An 18,057-nucleotide genomic window follows, 5' to 3' on the forward strand; every position below is an offset into this window, starting at 1 on the left:
ACTGCTGGTGGCGTTCAACGCACCCGGTGCCACGTTGGTCAGCGTCGTCGCCGCACCACTTGGGTTGAGGGTAATTTGATTTTTTGTAGCCCCATCGTCGTATTTCACAGCAACCGCTGCGGTGTTGGTCAACCCGGCATTGAGGTTGCCCAGCACTGCACCGACGTTGTTGCTGGTCAGTGCGCCAGTGTTGGTACCGCTGGTATTGATGCTGTTAGTGACATAGCTCGGTGCGGTCCAGGTACCGGTCGTAGGGTCGAGCGCTGCGCCACCGCCCAAGGCAGTGGCCGTGTCCTGCCCTGCCTTGTTCAACTGACTGACGTTGACCGCGTCGGTGGCCGAAGCACCCGCGGCAAGGCCGGTGATGCGCCGACCGTTGGCGCCGTAGGCCACGTTGACTTCACCACCTGTGATGGCAGTGCCGCCGACGCCATAGGCAGCGGTGCCCAGGGTCGTGCCAGTGGCGGAAGACCCGCTGCCCAGGGCTACAGAGTTAGCCGATCCTGCCGTCGCGCCATTGCCCAGGGCTACAGTGTTATTGGCAGTGGAGCTGGCGGTGGGTCCCAGTGCGATGCTATCGACACCGGTGGCGGTGCTGTCAGCCAAGGTCGAGTTGGCGTGGAAGTATTTGATACCCGCGCCGTTGTTGATGTTATTGACAGTGGTGTTGGTGGCAAACAGCTGCGACCCGTTCACCGCATCCGTACTGGTGGCATTCAACGTCGCCGGTGCCACGTTAGTGATCGTCACCGGAGCACCTGCTCCGGCGCCACCCGTCGCACCCAAAGTAATCTTGGTGCCGCCGGCGGCATCGTATTTGACGGCGATATTGGCCGTGTTATTGACACTGGTGTTGAGCGCTGTCAAGGCAGCGGCAACGGTCGTCTGCGCTGTAGGTCCAGCCACGGCACCGGTCACGCTGACACTATTGATCGGCTGGCTGAAGCCGGAGATATTGCCCGTCGCCGGACTGTAGGTCGCGCCACCGCCCAGCGTGCTGGCTGTTGTGGTGCCCAGGTTGTTGACGCCGGTGACGACCGAATTCAGTTGAGAGCCGTTAATAGCATCGGTGCTGGTGGCAGAAATCACGCCTGCCGCAACGTTCTGGATCTGGCGCTCAGTACCTGCCGCACCCACCGACACCACACCATTGGTCGAAGCCGCTGCTTGCACGCCCGCTGCAGTAGCACCAAATTGCGCAGTAGTACCTGTATGCGGAGCAGCTGTCGTTGACTTCGAACCTAACGCCACATCGTTGGTATTGTTAGCCACTGCGGTATCGCCCAGCGCCACGGCGCCTGCTGCAGCCGCATGGCTGGCATTCCCCAGTGCCACCGAACCTTGACCGATCGCAGTATTACCGTTGCCGATGGCTACGGCGCCATTGGCTGCGATCGTGCCGGCCAGGTTGCCTGCCGCCGTATTATCAGCACCCATCGTCACCGCGCCGGTACCGTTCGCTACGTTCGGATCGCCGATCGCAACCGCGCCGTTGCCCGTGGCTTTCTGTCCGCGTCCGATGGCCACTGCACCGCCGGCAGCCGTGCTGGAATTAGCAGTGGTGCCGGACGAACCAATCGCAACGTTCTGGCCGGTTGCGCCACTGGTGATGCCGTCGCCCTGTGCAATACCGAAAGTGCCATTGACTGTGGCGCCATTGCCAACGGCTATGCCTGATGTAGCAGTCGAGACGACAGATGACCCGCTGCCGACTGCAATTGCATTCGTCGCAGCCGCTTGCGCGCCCACAGCGTTCGCAACGCCCGCAGCAGGGTACCCGCCGATTGCAATAGCTCCAGCTGCGGAAGTCTTACTCAAAGTGCCAATGGCGATGCTGTAGTCGAATGCGGTGGCTTGCGCGCCCATAGCGGTAGCCTGTATTCCTGCCTGACTCAGATAGCCAACCGCGGTGGCGTAGCTTCCAGTCGCGACCAAACCTGTGCCGGACAAGGTTGTGCCGATGAAGGTAGCTGCATTGCTGTCACAACCGTAAAGCATCGAAGTACTTCCCGCCCCATCCCCAAAAGTTCGAGTTTGGGTGGTACCGTCTACACCCGTATATTTAGCGGCACCGCCGTTGCAGCCTGCCCCGCCAGATGGAGGGTTGTATGAGGCATGTCCCGTTAACGGCAGCACCAAGATTAACGCCGCCACTAAACCTTTCAGCAAAAAAACGTCCCCGAGGGAAGCCCAACATGCTGAATCCCCCGACGACATGCCCCCGCCAAGGGCGCAACTGGACCCCGATCTCTTTCCTTTGGCCGAAACCAACTCAGAAACCACCGCCCAGCAACCTATCGAAGCGTTCCAAACAACAGAGTAAATTTTGTTCATTTTGTTAATTTGGCGAGAGCCAACCTCGAAATCCGCGTCATCCATTGCGTGATGACTTCCGCCTTCAATTCGATTGCGGATACAGAGCCTCGTCGACAGACATCGAATCCCCTCCACAAACGACGAGAATCGAACTTCGCTGACGTAGCGAGCAGACAACACAATGGAATTAAGTAAACGTATTTTCTCGACTGTCTGCACGGATTAAGTCAGGAAATTTCCGACTGTTTGTAGGAAGTTTCCCAGCAAATTCCACTCCAAATGCAAAAAAACGCCAAAGAACAAGTAATAAACGTTCTTTGGCGTTATTCGTTATTCTGAATAAGTTCAAGCAATGCGCATTGAGTGACGCGCTCAATAATTTGCTGTAATCCCTCGCTGAAGTTCCAGCCAATTCAATAAAATGGCCGCCGACATCGGCCGTGCACACAAGTAGCCCTGCCCTTGCTTGCAACCCAGTTCCAACAACACTTTGCGTTGCTCTTCGGTTTCGATTCCCTCGACCACCACCGACATGCCCAGCGCCTCGCCGAGGGCCAGCGTGGTACTGATCACAGCCCGTCGACGCGGTTCATGTTCCAGCCCGCGCACGAACTCGCCGTCAAGTTTGATTTCGTTGAACGGCAACTGGCACAGCCGCTGCAACGAAGAAAAACCCGCACCGAAATCATCGATAGACAGGCTGCAGCCCATCATTCGCAAACGCACCAGGCTTTCCAGGCTGATCGCCGGCTCTTCGAGCAATCCCGTTTCGGTCAACTCAAAGGTCAACCCCGACCCCGGTAGGTCATGAGCCACCAAGGCGCTCTGAATCTGGCCGGTGAGTTCCGGTTTGACCAGTTGCCCCGCATGCAGATTGAGCGCGACATTCAGGGCAAAGCCCTGATTGATTGCTTGGCGCTGGAGCCTCAAGCAGTGTTCCAGCTGCTGGAACAGCAACTCGTCCAGCAAGCCGCACCGTTCGATAACCGACATGAACACCGACGGTGGCAAGACCCCTTTGAACGGATGGTGCCAACGCGCCAGCGCTTCGACACTGCACACCTCACCCGTCTGCAGATTGAACTTGGGCTGAAAATACGTGTGCAGTTGATGGTCGGCAAGCGCCCGACGAACCTCTTCCTCGGTGGCCGGTACGACAGGCGGCACACCCGATTCGTTAATAGGCTCGTTCAAGTGTTTGGCTAGCAAAAAACGTAGCGCCCCAGGTTGCAAAGGCTTGCTGACATCGTCCAGCAGCGCCATGCCGAGCAGCGAAATCAGTGGCCCCAGCACACTGCGCGTATTGGCTGACAGCCTGCGGCTGATGATGATCGACCCCGTCAGCCCGGATCGGCTCATGGTCTGCACAAAGTCCTGAGCGCTCATACTTTCCATAGGCAAATCGCATAGCGTGATATCCACTGGACCGTTCTGCTCAAGGAACGCGAGAGCTGGCACGCTCTGGGTGGCCACAAAGACTTCCTGGCACCCGGCCTGGCGCAGGCGGTTGGCCAACTTTGAGCCACCGCAAGCCGTTTCGACAAGAACTAGAATGCGAAGAGGGAGCATGGGCATGGAAGCCGCTCACGTTGAAAGGAATGAGCCTATTGTCTGTGCCGAACCAGCAGGTATCGTTAGGAAACGTCCCTGTGGATGTAGGAGTTTTCCCAGTGACGCGACCAGCTCTAATCGACGTCGACGCTGTCCCCCTTCTCGACTGCGTCTGGATCAGCTATGTGCTGCTCCAGCGTATGCCCCAATCGCTCCATCGCTTGTTGCAGCGCATCCACGGTTTCTGTCAGCGCGGCATTGTCAGCCCCCCTGCAGACCTCTTCCAACCGCTCGCAACACTGAATCAGAATGCCTGCCTTGATAATCCGCGCCCCGCCCTTGACCCGGTGGGCGAGCGCGCAAAGGCCTGACAAGTCGTGCTCTCCGAACAACTTGATAAGCCGCAACATGTCCTCTTCGTTGCTGCTGGCCAGATTCCTCAGCAACTTCCTGATCGCGGTCTGATCGCCAAGGTTGAGTTGATGCAGGCTACTCAGGTTGATATCGCCCTCGACAACCGGGCTCACCACGGCGCCCTTCACCAGTGACTCTTCCCCAGGCTGTACAGAGGCGAGTCTGACACTCAGATCACTCAGGCTGATCGGTTTAAACAGGCAGTCATCCATGCCTTCGGCCAGGCAGCGCTCTTTTTCCTCCGGCTGAGCATTGGCGGTAAGGCCGAGGATCAGACACGGTTGCGCCCCCGATGAGCGTTCTTCGTCACGGATGGCCCGCGTCAATTCATAACCGTTCATGACGGGCATGTTGCAGTCCGTGATCACCACATCGAAATGGTCATTTCGCCAGGCACGCAGGCCATGGGCGCCGTCCTCGGCGTCGCTGACGTTGTGCCCGAGGTAGGACAATTGCTGCGAGAGCAGCAATCGGTTGGCTGGGTAATCGTCGATCACCAGGATGTTCAGTACGCTCATCTGGTCCGGGATTTTAGCGACCGAGCGCTCCGCAGCAGGCACGGGTTGCAGGATCAGAAGGTCGAGGCGGATATCAACCTGCGTGCCCTTTCCCGGCAAACTGGTCAGGTGCAAATGCCCATCCATCATTTCACACAAGGTTCGGCTGATGACCAGCCCCAACCCCGAACCGCCCCGCGCCGCCTGATGATTATTGCGGGCCTGGCCGAACGGGTTGAACAACAGCGCTTGATCCTCGGCGCAAATGCCGATGCCGGTATCCTTCACTTGAACATGAATCGCCAGGCGCTCGCCGCACGCGCTCAGTACCGCCTGAACGCTCAAACGCACCTCGCCTTCATCCGTGAACTTGATCGCGTTACTCAACAAGTTGGACAGTATCTGTTTGAAACGCAGCGGGTCGATTAATACATCGCGACAGGCCTTGAGGTCGAAATCCAGCAACAGTCGCACCCCCTTCTGCCTTGCCACGCCTTCGAACATGCGCACCACAGACTCGACCAGCTCGCGCAGGCTGGCGCGTTCCGGGGTCAGGGACAGGCGGCCGGATTCGATGCGTGATATGTCGAGAATATCGCCAATCAGGTCCAGCAACCCCTGGGCCGCGCCTGAGGCCACTTCGATGGCGAAGCGGTCCATGACGCCTTGGTCGGCCTTCTTCATCGCCAGTTCGAGCATGCCGATCACGGCATTCATCGGTGTGCGGATTTCATGGCTCATGGTCGCCAGAAAGGTCGTTTTCGCCCGGTTGGCGTCGTCTGCACTTTGCTTGGCGCTCTGCAGTTGATCCATCAGGCGTTGACGGTCGCTGATGTTGATCCAGCCGGCAATAATGCCCATTATCACACCTTCACTGGTGTGATATGGCAGCATCCAGTGATACACCGTGTGCACCACGCCATCGCTGTGGACATAGGTGCGATCTTTAATCCATCGAGTACCACTCTCCATGACCTTGATGTACTCGGCCTGGAATGTCTCAGCATCGGCACGGCCAACTACCGGGCTCTCGGTCAGTAGCTTACCTATTACGGCTTCGCGCGGCAGGCCCAGCGCGTCGAGGTAGGCCGAGTTGCAACTGATCAGCCGCCCTTCACAGTCGCGCACGTAAATCGGATGGGGCGTGCCATCGATCAAGGCATGCATGAATTCCATCTGATCATTGAGCGCCAGTTCGGCCTTTTCCCGAGTGGACTCCCGTTTGCGCAGACGAACGATCCAGACCAGCGCCAGCAGCAAAAATAGCGCTAAGATGACAAAGCCTTGGATGACCGCCGATCGGTAATGCAGCCAACTGTCGTTATCGATCACCACGTCGTGGCGCCAACGTCTGGTCAGTTCATCCAGTTCCTCCGGAGGAATGCTCTGCAGGACCTTGTCCAGAATCGAGTACAGCTCCAGCGCCCCACGATCGGTGGCGAACCCGGTCGGTGCCGACACAGGGCCGACAAGACTGGCCACCCGCAGACGATCGCGGTATTCACGCAGAATCATGTAACGCCCGTTGATCAGCGAGTTGAGGGCGCCGTCCGCATCGCCCTTGTCCACCAACGCCAAAGCCTGCGCTGACGTCGGTGTCTCGATCAACTGGATACCTGGGAATGTCTCGCGAATGTAATCCTGCAGCGCATTGCCGCTGCGCATGGCCAATCGTTTGCCCACCATGCCTTCCAGTGATTGCGGCCTGCCTGGGCCGTCCTGCGTGATCAGCACAAACGGGCTTGTCAGATAGGGCCGGGTAAACCGCAGTTGCCCATCACGGGCGCTGCTGGGGGTGAAGGCGACAATCAGATCTGCTTCACCGGACCGGATCTGATCAACCAGCTTCTGCATGGAGCTGCTGCGCACGAAATCAAATTTCAGACCGGTGCGCTGGCTGACCTGGGCCAGCACTTCGGCGCCAATACCCCGGAACTCACCCTGCCCATCAAAAAAGGAGACAGGCGGGAGACCGTCGTTGACGGCCACGGTTAGACGAGGATGGTTTTGCAACCAGCGCTGCTCGGTTTCTGTGAACTGGAGCGGGTCGAGGCGGGCAACGTTGAGGTCCCCCGCTCCCCACCGATGCAGAATCGTTACGCGCTCGCTGATTGGGATCACCTCCAGCGCAGCGTTGATAATGTGCAAGAGCCGACTGTTGCGCTGACTCAGCGCGAATGAGAAATGCGTGGACACACCCGACAACGCCGTCAGGTAGACATCATTGAGGAAGTACTTGCCGACCAAATAGTGAGTACTGACGGCATCGCCCAGATAAGCATCCGCCTTGTTGAAGGCCACCGCGCCGATAGCGCTTTGGACCGATGGGTGAAGCTGCAGCGCAGCCTTGGGATAGCTCGCGGTGATCGCATCCGCTGGCAGAGCGTGATCAACGATAGCTAGGCGGCTGCCTGCCAGGTCGGGCGGCAACATCTTGCCGGTGCCACTGCGCGTCACCAGCACCGATGGGGCCTGCACATAGGCACTGGTGAGCGCCAGCTCTGGAGCTGTCCCATCGAAGCTGTTGACGGTGCCCAGCAGGTCCACCTCGCCGTTCCTGAGCGCCTGCATCGCCTCGGCTCTGGAATCATAACGAAGCACTTCGATCTTTATGTGCAGCATGCCGGCAAGCAGCGCAGCGTAATCGGCCGTGACGCCCTCGTAATCCTGGCCACCGGTTATCATGCCGAAAGGCGCGTTGTCCGGCAGCGATACTCCCAGGCGCAGTGAGTCCTTGCCGCGCAACCAGCGCCAGTCCTCTTCATCCAGAACGACCGAAGGGCGTTCGCCATTCGAGCGACCGAAGAGGTTAAGGATTTGCACCTCAGCCTGTACCGGCGAAACACTCCCCAACTGGCAGAGCAGACAGGCGGCCAGTCCAAAACAACGCAGGAGAGTGTTCATCTAGATCAGGTTATTGCGCTTGGCAAAGTCAGCCAGATACACCACCGACTTCACATGGAGCTTTTCAATGAGGCGGGTTTTATAAGTGCTGACGGTCTTGTTACTCAACAACATGGCATCACCGATTTCTTTGTTGCTCATGCCTTTGGCCAGTTGCTGCAAGATGATCAGTTCTCGATCGGATAGGCCTCGGATCATCTCCAGCTCGGTGGAGTCGATATCACTGCGCCGTACAGAGTTGCCTGCAAGGTTGGGGAAAAAGGTATAGCCGGCCATCAGGGCCTTGATCGCTTTGCTCAGCTCGCTCAATTCATCGGTTTTCGAGATATAACCGGCAGCGCCAGCCTTTATGCAGCGCATGGCATAAAACGCCGCAGACTGAGAGGTCAACACCAGGATCTTGCTCGACAGTTTCAGCGCACTGATCCGGTTGATGACTTCCATACCGTCGAGGCTGGGCATGGCGATGTCCAGCAAAATCAGTTCCGGCTCGTACTTGCGAGCCATTTGCACGGCATCGGCGCCGTTGTCCGCCTCAGCAACGACTTCAAATTGCTCACGTTCAAGCAGTGCCCTCACTGTCGCCCGAATGAAGGGGTGATCGTCTACAACCAGCGCTTTATGCATTTGGAACCTCACAGCTATACGCACAGGAACTACCAGTGATGAGCGGTCCATGCATCACAAAAGTATGGAACAAATAACCCGCTTATGCTGCCCGACTACATTCATTAACCAGGCAGTTATATCGGTCTATTTCAGGACTGGAGAGTGACGTGCTCACGTGGGCGAGTCAGGCGCCTGCAACCACCGCAGGAACCTTTGGGCGTCCATTGGACGCCCAAGGTGGAAACCCTGGCCGAATGAACACCCCATCGCTACCAATCCGTCGTGGATAACCTGGCTGCCGACGCCTTCGATCACCAGGCTCATGTTCAGCGCCCGGGCCAGCGCCACGGTACTGGTGACCATCGCATGGGTGCGCTGATCCTCAATGGCGCGAACAAGCTCGCCGTCGAGCTTGAGCTGATTGAACGGCAGTTGGCAGAGCAAACTCAGCGATGAAAAGCCCATACCGAAATCATCGATCGACAGGCCGCAACCCATCATGCGCAGGCGCAACAGGTTTTCGCGGGTGGTGCGGGGCGCATTCAGCAAGCCGTTTTCAGCCACCTCGAACAACAACGTTCCTCCCGGGAAGTCGTGAAGCTTCAACAGCTGCTCAATGTGCTCAATCAGGTCATTGTGAGCCAATTGCGAAGCGTGAAGATTGAACGCCAACTCCAAGCTGTGACCGGATCGACGTAAGGTGTTGAGCAGGCTCATCCCTTGTTCGAGCATTTGCTTGAGCATTTCGTCGATCAGGTCATAGGCCAACACGGCGGCCAGAAAGTGCCTGGGCAACAACAAGCCTTTGATCGGGTGTCGCCAACGCACCAGCGCCTCAGCCCCGGCCACGGCAGAAGTATTTAAATCGAATTTGGGTTGGAACCAAGCCTTGAACTCTCCCTGAACCAGGCCCCGCCGCACGTCCTCCTCACTGGGGAGTCTGGAGAGGGACGCCGACTCGACGTCCGATGCCATCTGCTGGCGGGAGTAGCGTCCAAGGATTTCATGCAACGTATACAACTGCGTGCGCTTGCCCACGACACCGAGCATCTGCAACCCCGAAAGGCACGTCATCTGTTCAACTGCACGACGCAGTTCCGGCTTGAGTTCGCTACACAGTGCAACTGCACGCGCCATTCCGCTTTCCCCGATCCGGGTCAAAACGTCCATCCAGTTGACAGCGCTGTTGCTCAGATCACAAATCACGATATCAACGCCACCCTCCCGGCTTATCTGCGCCATCGCCCATTCGCTGTCGCCCGCCTGCAGAATGTCGTTGACGCCCAAATGCTGGAGCGCCTTCACCAACATTTCGCGCTGAAACGATTGATCATCCAAAACCAGAACACTGGGTGTGCACATCTCGCCCACTACTCGCTAATGACTTTAAGTCAAAATTCTGGCGACTCCACCTTACCGGGAGCGAAGGATTTATCTCGGCAAGCTGTAGGAAATTTCCCAGCGACGGTCCGGGCGAGCTTGCAAGGTGTCTAGAGATTCGTAGGAAATTCAGCTAAGACGGGCGGGAGAAATGAAGTCTATGAACGTTAATAGATGAACAGCCGTATTCATTTCAGAAGCATTAAGTCAGCAGCAGTAGACCCGCAAGCAGCTAATGAGCACCTGACATCGCCCACTTGTTAAATTATGTGTATCGCCCCGGTGATGGGCAACTTTCAGTCGGGCTCACTGCTGAACAGTCGTGCGGCCTATCTGCTCTCACCCGAGCCTCCCGCCACGCCGCATCAACACTTAACGACCGAGGCGATACCCACAGCTCGATCGTTCAACCCGCTGCAGTCTAGTTTTGTCGCTTGCTATAAATGACTAGCCTGCGTTTGCGGGCTCAAAAAAAATTTCATTCAACTCATCCACCAAGCTTCTCGTCCGATCTGGTAGATCAAGATCTTGATAAATTCCGGCTGCCAGGTCGAAATTCTCCTTCGACCGCGGAAGATGACCATGGGCTTTATATAACATGGAGAAACAACCAAATATCTCCGCCCTTAACTTAGGGTACCTGCCCCCTTCTTTTAGCTGCGCCTCATCCAAGTATTTTTCCGCGTCACTTAGCCCCCGTGTTTTAATCATTAGGTGTCCAAAATTTACAAGGTTCGTCAACTCCCCAAAATGGTCCTCATTACTGATCGCAGCGTTATAGGACTTCGTCAAATATTTTTCGGAAAGATCATATCTGTCCATGTCCTTATAGACGTTCGACAGGTTTCCGTAGTGACGGGTCAACTCAGTCTTTTGTTCACCCATTTCAGCGATGGTTATGGCATCCAAAAGAAGTGATTTAGCCTCATTCAATAGCTTTGGTTCACGACGCTTCCTTGCCAGATATCGCAGTTGGATGGCGGTATTTGTCAGCAAATTACTTTTTTTAATCATTAAACGTTTCCGCTCTTCAAGGTCGTCCTCAGACTCGATGGCCTTATCAATTAGCTCGCGAGCAACTTTTAAGCACCTACCTGCACGCCCGTATTTTTCGAGATGATTATAGCAACTACCTAGGTTGTTATAGTGGTTTGCAAACCCTTCTATATCTAGTTTACCTGTCAACTTTAGGGCTGTTCGCAAATACTCAACAGCTTCTGGATAACGGGATCTTTTTTTAGAAAGAATGCCAAGATTACCGTTTACATGCTCACGCTGGACTTGGGTCAGACCAGGAGAATCCAAGCATAATTTAAACGTCCTTTCGGCCTCGTCCAACTGACCAAGCCTCATCAGGTTTAGACCGTGCAGATTAGCCGACGCCACTCCTTCAGGATGCAAAACGGCGGCTTTCCGATAAAATAACTCAGCCTTCAGTGGGTCGACGAGCGTGTATAGATTTGCCAAACTATAGAGCTTACCACCTGCCTCTTTAAGTACAAACTGTGCACAATCATCCAGCTTCTTCTTTGCGAGATCTGTTTTCTTATCCTTCACTAACTGAATGACTTCCTTATGAAGAGGTCTTCCAATATCACCTTCATCGCCAAAGGTTTCATAGCTATTCAATATCTGGGTATCTAAAACACTACTGGAAACGTCAGTCAAAAAAGGCATGCTTCTTTTGATTTTCGTATGCAGTTCAGACAATACCTCGAAAGATGCGTGCTTAGCCTCAATTACAACTTGACAAAAATCAATCACATCTTTCTTATGGTCGAAATTCAGTGGATTAGGCTTTACGGTGTAATTTTTCTGCCTAGGGGATAGAGTGAAAACAATCAGTCGCGTTAAATTCAAACCATGACATGTGATGCAGGAAAGCGTGTCGTTTATCTTTGCTACACCTTTTTCTGAGGTAACTTGAACACCAATTCCTCTGTCAGGATCCAACAAATCAATGCACTCATGATTCGGTTTAACTTTATTAGCATTCACCAAGCTCCAGCCAAAAAGAGCATTCAGCAGGTCAGCCACTAAGTCTTCAGCTGCAATATTGGTATCTAAGAAATTAAGCTGTGTGTAGGTGGTTATAAAACTCTGCAGCGTGGAAAGCCCAATGTTTATATCGTCAAGCATTTTTTTGGCTTTCAGCATCTGAGGGTCCTTGATAGTAGATTTTCGTTAGCGAGAGGTTGTGCGCAAACTGCCATTATAATCATGTTTTGAAGGCATCAAAAAGCCATCGTATTGCTCGCAGATACTCGCGCCAAACGCACCATCGAGACCTACCGACACCACCGTAGTACGAGGACCCCGGCCTCTGCACCGCTGCTTTCGCCAACGGTTGTTCCCGCCGACCGAAACCCTGCCCACTCAGCGGTGAGACGCCTTGGTTCGGCGGCGCAAATACCGCACCAGCGCCGCAAGGCTCACTAGTGCTACCACTGCGATAAAGATCGGCAAGCGATACGGCCTCAGGTCGCCTAAGAAATGCTGTAACGCTTCGCCGGCCCAGTAGCCTGCGCTGACGAACAGAGTGGCCCAAATTGCCGCACTCAGCACATTGATCAAGGCAAAACGCCAGGGCGCCAGACCGCTTGCACCTATTACCATGGGGCCCACTAAGCGCATTCCGTAGAGAAAGCGTACGGCGAATACAGAGGTCATGGGGTAACGATGGATAAGGCCATCTACCCGTTCGATGGCAGACTGGTGACGCTTAAGTTTGGGCAGCAGGCGGCTCCCGAAATAACGTCCTGTCCAGAACAGTAACTGATCGCCGAGTATGCCGCCCAGGGTGGCCCAACCGATTACATGCAACCATTGCAGGGCGCCCTGGTGTGCAGCCATACCGCCGAGGATCAACACTGTTTCGCCTTCCAGCAGGCAGCCCACGAAGATTACCCAGTAGCCGTAGACTGCAATCAACGCGTTGAGGTCGAGATGTTCGAACATGGGTATTCCTGGATCTGGTGGAGGCAATAGCGGCAGTATTAATGGCAGAAATAGATCTTTGCCTCGATCGATTCACGCACTTCTTATTGACGAGAGTCGGCCTCCTCCGCGGGATAAAACTCGCCCTCCTTCCCGATTTTTTTCAGCCGTTCGCGCACAATTAACTCAACGCTGGCCACTGCGGCTTGATCGTCAGGGTTCACCAGCTGCAAGCACAGGCGTTGGACATTCTGATCGTGGGTGCCTTCGCTCATCATCTCGTGAGTGAAGACTTGTTCGCCACGCCATAGGCATAGCTGGGTATGAGTTCCGCCCAGCCATATCTCGTTGATGGACCTGAGGTCGGTGGTAGCCAGTTGATCCAGTGTGATTGTCTTATCCATTGCGCTGTACCTCACCAATGAGTAGATATGGGTAGACTCAAAGGCACAATGGGTCGTTCCAAGCGTGTGCAATTTCACCGCGCTAATACAGCATAAATCTCAGCAACCACCTGCGCCGTAGCCTGTTCAATCGCCCCTTCATTACGGCACAAAACCCACCCCTGATCACCCGCCACCCGCACAAACGCTTGGGTACATTCGACATGCTCTTGCAGCGTATGGATCAACGTACTGCCCAACCCGCGCCGTCGCTGAACGGCCCTCGACCATGAAATCCCGGGGTCGGTGATAACGCCCACATGCAGGTCCGGCACTCGCACGCTTCGGTCCAGGTTTAACTGCAGTATGTCTGCGAATGGGACTGTGCGGCGAAACGCGGCATCTGAGGGGTACCAACGGTCGATCAGGATGATGCTGTCGGGTGGTTGCTTAGTCAGCACGTTCTGGGAAATCCAGAGCCGGCTCTCAGCAAAGCGCTCACACACTCTCCACTCCGAATCATCGGTGGGGTTTCTGGCGTGAGCGTTAACCAGGGCCATGGTTTCAGCCCTGTAGGGGTCGCTTTTTCTCTCGCAAAGGCGGATCACCTTTTTGTTGTCTGCCCGCAGTGCTTGGGTGACGGCTTCCAACAGCGTGGTTTTACCGGTGCCTTTGGGGCCATCCAGGGAGACAAATAGTGGACGATTCATGCTTCACGTAATGATGGATAAGTGATGAGCACCTTAACATGGCTCACTCAGCAAAAAAGACGTGCCCCATGCCAACGGTTCCAACCCCAAGTGCACCGCCAGCGTCTGGCCGATATCGGCAAAACTGTCTCGCTCGCCCAACCACCCCGTCGCCACGCCTGCACCATAAGCCAATACGGGCACATGCTCACGGGTATGGTCGCTGCCCGGGCGCGAGGGGTCGCAGCCGTGGTCGGCGCTGATGATCAGCAACGTTTGCGGGTCCATCAACCCCAGTAATTCCGGCAGCCTGCGGTCGAAGGCTTCCAGCGCGGCAGCGTAGCCGGCCAGGTCTCGGCGGTGACCGTAGAGCATGTCGAAGTCGACAAAGTTGGCAAACACCAGGCTGTGGTCTGGCGCTTCGCGGTAGGCCTTGAGCGTGGCGTCGAACAGCGCATCGTTTCCATCGGCCTTGTACAAGCGGCTGATGCCTCGATGAGCGAAAATATCGCCGATTTTGCCCACCGCATGCACCGTGCCGCCGGCGTCGCAGAGGCTGTCCAGCAACGTCGCTGACGGCGGTGGCACGGTGTAGTCGCGGCGATTGCCGGTGCGGCGGAACTGGCCGGCGTGCTCGCCGGTGAAGGGTCGGGCAATGACCCTGCCGACGGTGTATTCATCACATAAGGTCCGGGCGATTTCACACACCCGGTACAGCGCTTCAAGGCCGAAATGGCTTTCATGGGCGGCGATTTGCATCACGCTGTCGGCCGAGGTGTAGCAAATCGGCTGCTGGGTGCGGATGTGCAATTCACCCAAATCGTCCAGCACCGTGGTGCCCGAGGCGTGGCAGTTGCCCAGGATACCCGGCAACCCTGCCCGCTCAATCAGGTCGGCCAGCAGTTGCGGTGGAAAGGAATCGGTCGGCCGCTCGAAATAACCCCAGTCAAACAACACCGGTACGCCCATCATTTCCCAATGCCCGGACGGCGTGTCCTTGCCGGATGATTGCTCCCGCGCATGGCCAAAGGCGCCGATCGGTGCCGCATCGCCCCAATTGCCTGGCAACGGTCCATTGCCACTGGCAGCCGCTGCGGCGCCCAATCCCAGCTGGCCCAGGTTTGGCAGGGTCAAAGGTCCCCGGCGCAATAAACCATCGGCCTCACCACGGGCACAGGCTTCGGCGATATGGCGCAAGGTGTCGGCGCCGGTATCGCCAAACAGCGCGGCGTCGGCGCTGGCACCGATGCCCAACGAGTCCAGCACTAATACGATGGCCTTGCTCATAGTATTGCCTGGATCAATTCGCGCGCGGCCGGGCGTTCACCGCCTAGCCGATACGCTGCGCGCAAGGCGGATGCGCCCTGCTCGGCCTGGTCTGGCGTGCGCGCATGCACCCAACCCAGTGGCCGTTTTGCATCCACCTGTTCGCCGACAAAGGCCAGCTCGCTGAAGCCCACGGACAAATCCAGCACGTCATCCGGATGGCTGCGTCCACCGCCCAATGTCACCACCGCCAAACCCACTGCGCGGGTGTCGATCTGGGTGACACAGCCCTCCTCCTCGGCCCACACCGGCACCGACACGACCGCCTTGGGTAAATGTTCATCGGGCGTGTCGGTAAAACCCTGCGGACCGCCCAGCGCAACCACCATCTGTTCAAAGCGCTGCAAGGCCGCCCCGCTCTGCCAGGCTTGCAGCAATTGATCACGGGCCTGAGCCTCGTCCCTCGCCAGGCCGGCCATCGTCAGTGCCTGGGTGGCCAGCGCCAACGTCACCGCCCACAGGCGTTCACTGCGCACCTCTCCTTTGAGCAGGGCTACCGCTTCCGCCACTTCCAGGGCATTGCCGGCACTGCGGGCCAGCGGCTGGTCCATGTCGGTGATCAGGGCGCGGGTATTGACCCCGGCGCCGTTGGCCACCGCAACGATACTCGCGGCCAGTGCTTGCGCCTGTTGCGGTTCGGCCATAAAGGCGCCGTTGCCGGTCTTTACATCCATGATCAGTACATCGAGGCCGGCGGCGAGTTTTTTGCCGAGGATCGACGCGGTGATCAGGTCAATCGACTCCACCGAACCGGTGACATCGCGGATCACATACAAGCGCTTGTCCGCCGGCGCCAGGTTGGCGGTTTGGCCGATGATCGCGCAGCCGACTTCAGCCACTATCGCGCGCAGGCGTTTAGTGCTGGGTTGGCAGTCGTAGCCGGGGATGCTTTCAAGCTTGTCCAGGGTGCCGCCGGTATGCCCCAGGCCGCGCCCGGAAATCATCGGCACGTAACAGCCGCAGGCCGCCAGCAAGGGCGCCAGCAGCAGGCTGATCATGTCGCCGACGCCGCCGGTGGAATGCTTGTCGACGATCGGCCCCGGCAGCGCCCATTGCAGAATCTGGCCGGAATCACGCATTGCCTCGGTCAAGGCAATGCGTTCGCTCACGTCCATGCCCTTGATGAACACCGCCATGGCGAATGCCGCCACTTGCCCGTCGCTAAGGCTGCCGTCGGCAATGCCGGCGACAAATTTTTGAATGTCCACTGCGGCCAGGGCATGCCCGTCGCGTTTACGGCGAATCACTTCTTGTGGCAACCACATACTGTGCTCCTTACAGCGAAATGAAAAAGCCGACAATCGCCGCACTCATCAGGTTGGAAAGCGTGCCGCCGATCATGGCCCGCAGGCCCAGCCGCGCCAGTTCTTGACGCCGTTGCGGGGCGATACCCGTGAGGCCGCCCAGTTGAATCGCAATCGAGGACAGGTTGGCAAAGCCGCACAGGGCGAAGGTGACGATCACTTGGGTGTGTGCCGACAACAGCGGCACCCCGGCTGCGGCGGCTTTGTCTGCGGTCAGGTAATTGGCCAGGTCGGCATAGGCGACGAACTCGTTGAGCACCAGTTTTTCACCGATAAAACCGCCGGCCAGCACCGCCTCATGCCACGGCACCCCGAGCAGAAAAGCGATCGGCGCCAACACGTGCCCAAGCACCAGTTGCAAGGTCAGTTGCGGGTAGCCAAACCAGTTGCCCGCCCAGCCCAGCAGCCCGTTGAACAAGGCGATCAACGCGATAAACGAAAGCAGCATCGCGCCTACTGCCAAGGCCAGGCGCAAGCCGACCTGCGCGCCCTCGGCCGCCGCGTCGATGATATTGGTCGGCCGATTCTCGGCCTGCCCCAGCTCTTCAATCACTTCGTCGGTGCGCGCCGCTTCGGTTTCCGGCTCCATAAGCTTGGCCATCAACAACGCCCCCGGCGCCGACATGAAACACGCGGCGATCAGGTATTTGAGTTCCACCCCAAGCCCGGCGTAACCGAGCAGCACCGAGCCTGCCACCGCGGCAAAACCACCGACCATCACCGCGAACAACTCAGAGCGCGTCAGCTTGGCAATGAACGGCCGCACCACCAACGGCACCTCCGACTGGCCGATGAAAATCGCCGACGTCACCACCATCGACTCGACGCGACTGGTACCCAGCAACAGGCGCAGGCCGCCGCCCACCAGCCGGATAATCCAGCCCATCACGCCGATGTAATACAGCACCGAGATAAAGCTGCCGAAGAACACAATCATCGGCAATACCCGGATAGCGAATACAAACCCGCCATTACCGAACACTTCAAACATATGCGGCGAACTCAAGCCGCCGAACAGAAACTCGATGCCTTTGTTGGCATACAGCTGCAGGGAGGCTACCGCGCCCGACAGTGCGGCGAGCACCGTCTGGCCCCAGGGAACGTACAGCGCGAACGCGCCGATCAAAACCTGGATTACAAAGGCGACCGAAACCGTGCGCCAGTTGATCGAGCGTCGCTGGTGGGACAAAGCAATGGCAATGACAATAAGGGTCGCTATTCCGACAAGACTGATCATGCAGGCGTCTCAACAAGGGACCAAGCGGACGCAGGCCAGTGGGCCTGCCCAGGATTAGAAAGCGTCGAAGGCGCCCGGCAGCAATTGCGCCAGGGTCCAGGAACGGGTGGCGGCCGGGTCACTGCCCTGGCAAATCACCACCGCATCCTTGGCCATCAACTCCAGCATCACCTGGCGGCAGGCACCGCAAGGGCTTATCAGTGAAACGTTGGGTGCGTAAACCGCGATGGCCCTGAAACTGCCCGGCGCATGGCCCTGGCTGATGGCACTGAACAAGGCGCTACGTTCGGCACAATTGGTCAGCCCGTAGGAGATGTTCTCGACGTTGCAGCCCTGTATGACCTCGCCGTCGGCGGTCAGTAACGCCGCGCCGACCGGAAACCTGGAATAAGGCGAATACGTACGCTCGGCCGCCCGCTTGGCCTGCTCCATCAAACGCTGTTCAATTGTCATTCACAGGGTCATCCCAAATTTTATTGCGCGCACGTCCAGGGAGGTCGTGGCGCTCTT

The 18,057-nt window shown here is 57.2% G+C and carries 12 protein-coding genes and 2 pseudogenes; all 14 read right to left on the reverse strand.

Translation table 11 applies throughout. The features are described 5' to 3' along the window. A pseudogene (locus tag K0H48_RS13890) lies at positions 1-1,998 on the reverse strand (hypothetical protein); the annotation flags it as partial. A 225-nt stretch (positions 1,999-2,223) separates the two neighbouring features. Beyond that, a pseudogene (locus tag K0H48_RS31050) lies at positions 2,224-2,379 on the reverse strand (ESPR domain-containing protein); the annotation flags it as partial. Positions 2,380-2,688: 309 nt separating this feature from the next. After that, positions 2,689-3,831, reverse strand: a complete 1,143-nt coding sequence (locus tag K0H48_RS13895; RefSeq protein ID WP_257626940.1) for an EAL domain-containing protein — start codon at positions 3,829-3,831, stop codon at positions 2,689-2,691. Positions 3,832-4,001: 170 nt separating this feature from the next. After that, positions 4,002-7,682 carry a transporter substrate-binding domain-containing protein gene (locus K0H48_RS13900; protein WP_219267916.1) on the reverse strand — a complete coding sequence of 1,227 codons (3,681 nt, stop codon included), beginning with the start codon at positions 7,680-7,682 and terminating at the stop codon, positions 4,002-4,004. Next, the gene (locus K0H48_RS13905) at positions 7,683-8,309 is read right to left on the reverse strand and encodes a response regulator transcription factor (RefSeq protein ID WP_200432928.1); all 627 of its coding nucleotides are present in this window, start codon (positions 8,307-8,309) and stop codon (positions 7,683-7,685) included. A gap of 153 nt (positions 8,310-8,462) precedes the next feature. Next, positions 8,463-9,629, reverse strand: coding sequence for an EAL domain-containing protein (locus tag K0H48_RS13910; protein WP_257626941.1), 1,167 nt, complete (start codon positions 9,627-9,629; stop codon positions 8,463-8,465). 489 nt (positions 9,630-10,118) lie between these two features. Then, the gene (locus K0H48_RS13915) at positions 10,119-11,828 is read right to left on the reverse strand and encodes an SMEK domain-containing protein (protein WP_219267918.1); all 1,710 of its coding nucleotides are present in this window, start codon (positions 11,826-11,828) and stop codon (positions 10,119-10,121) included. Positions 11,829-12,047: 219 nt separating this feature from the next. Continuing rightward, a complete protein-coding gene (locus tag K0H48_RS13920) occupies positions 12,048-12,629 on the reverse strand; it encodes a DedA family protein (RefSeq protein ID WP_219267919.1) in 582 nt (193 codons plus the stop codon). An 83-nt stretch (positions 12,630-12,712) separates the two neighbouring features. After that, the gene (locus K0H48_RS13925; protein ID WP_219267920.1) at positions 12,713-13,012 is read right to left on the reverse strand and encodes a hypothetical protein; all 300 of its coding nucleotides are present in this window, start codon (positions 13,010-13,012) and stop codon (positions 12,713-12,715) included. Positions 13,013-13,086: 74 nt separating this feature from the next. Next, positions 13,087-13,701 (reverse strand): dTMP kinase, encoded by a 615-nt coding sequence (locus K0H48_RS13930; protein ID WP_219267921.1) that lies wholly within the window; start codon positions 13,699-13,701, stop codon positions 13,087-13,089. A gap of 33 nt (positions 13,702-13,734) precedes the next feature. Then, the gene (locus K0H48_RS13935) at positions 13,735-14,967 is read right to left on the reverse strand and encodes a phosphopentomutase (RefSeq protein ID WP_219267922.1); all 1,233 of its coding nucleotides are present in this window, start codon (positions 14,965-14,967) and stop codon (positions 13,735-13,737) included. Continuing rightward, a complete protein-coding gene (deoA, locus tag K0H48_RS13940; protein WP_219267923.1) occupies positions 14,964-16,271 on the reverse strand; it encodes a thymidine phosphorylase in 1,308 nt (435 codons plus the stop codon). Before deoA ends, K0H48_RS13935 begins: the two co-directional genes overlap by 4 nt. A gap of 10 nt (positions 16,272-16,281) precedes the next feature. After that, complete coding sequence (locus K0H48_RS13945; protein WP_017135630.1) at positions 16,282-17,547, reverse strand: NupC/NupG family nucleoside CNT transporter; 1,266 nt, start codon at positions 17,545-17,547, stop codon at positions 16,282-16,284. 54 nt (positions 17,548-17,601) lie between these two features. After that, positions 17,602-18,000 (reverse strand): cytidine deaminase, encoded by a 399-nt coding sequence (locus K0H48_RS13950; protein WP_219267924.1) that lies wholly within the window; start codon positions 17,998-18,000, stop codon positions 17,602-17,604. Between the last annotated feature and the right edge of the window lie 57 nt (positions 18,001-18,057).

It is taken from the genome of Pseudomonas sp. Xaverov 259 (assembly GCF_019352915.1).
Lineage (GTDB): Bacteria > Pseudomonadota > Gammaproteobacteria > Pseudomonadales > Pseudomonadaceae > Aquipseudomonas.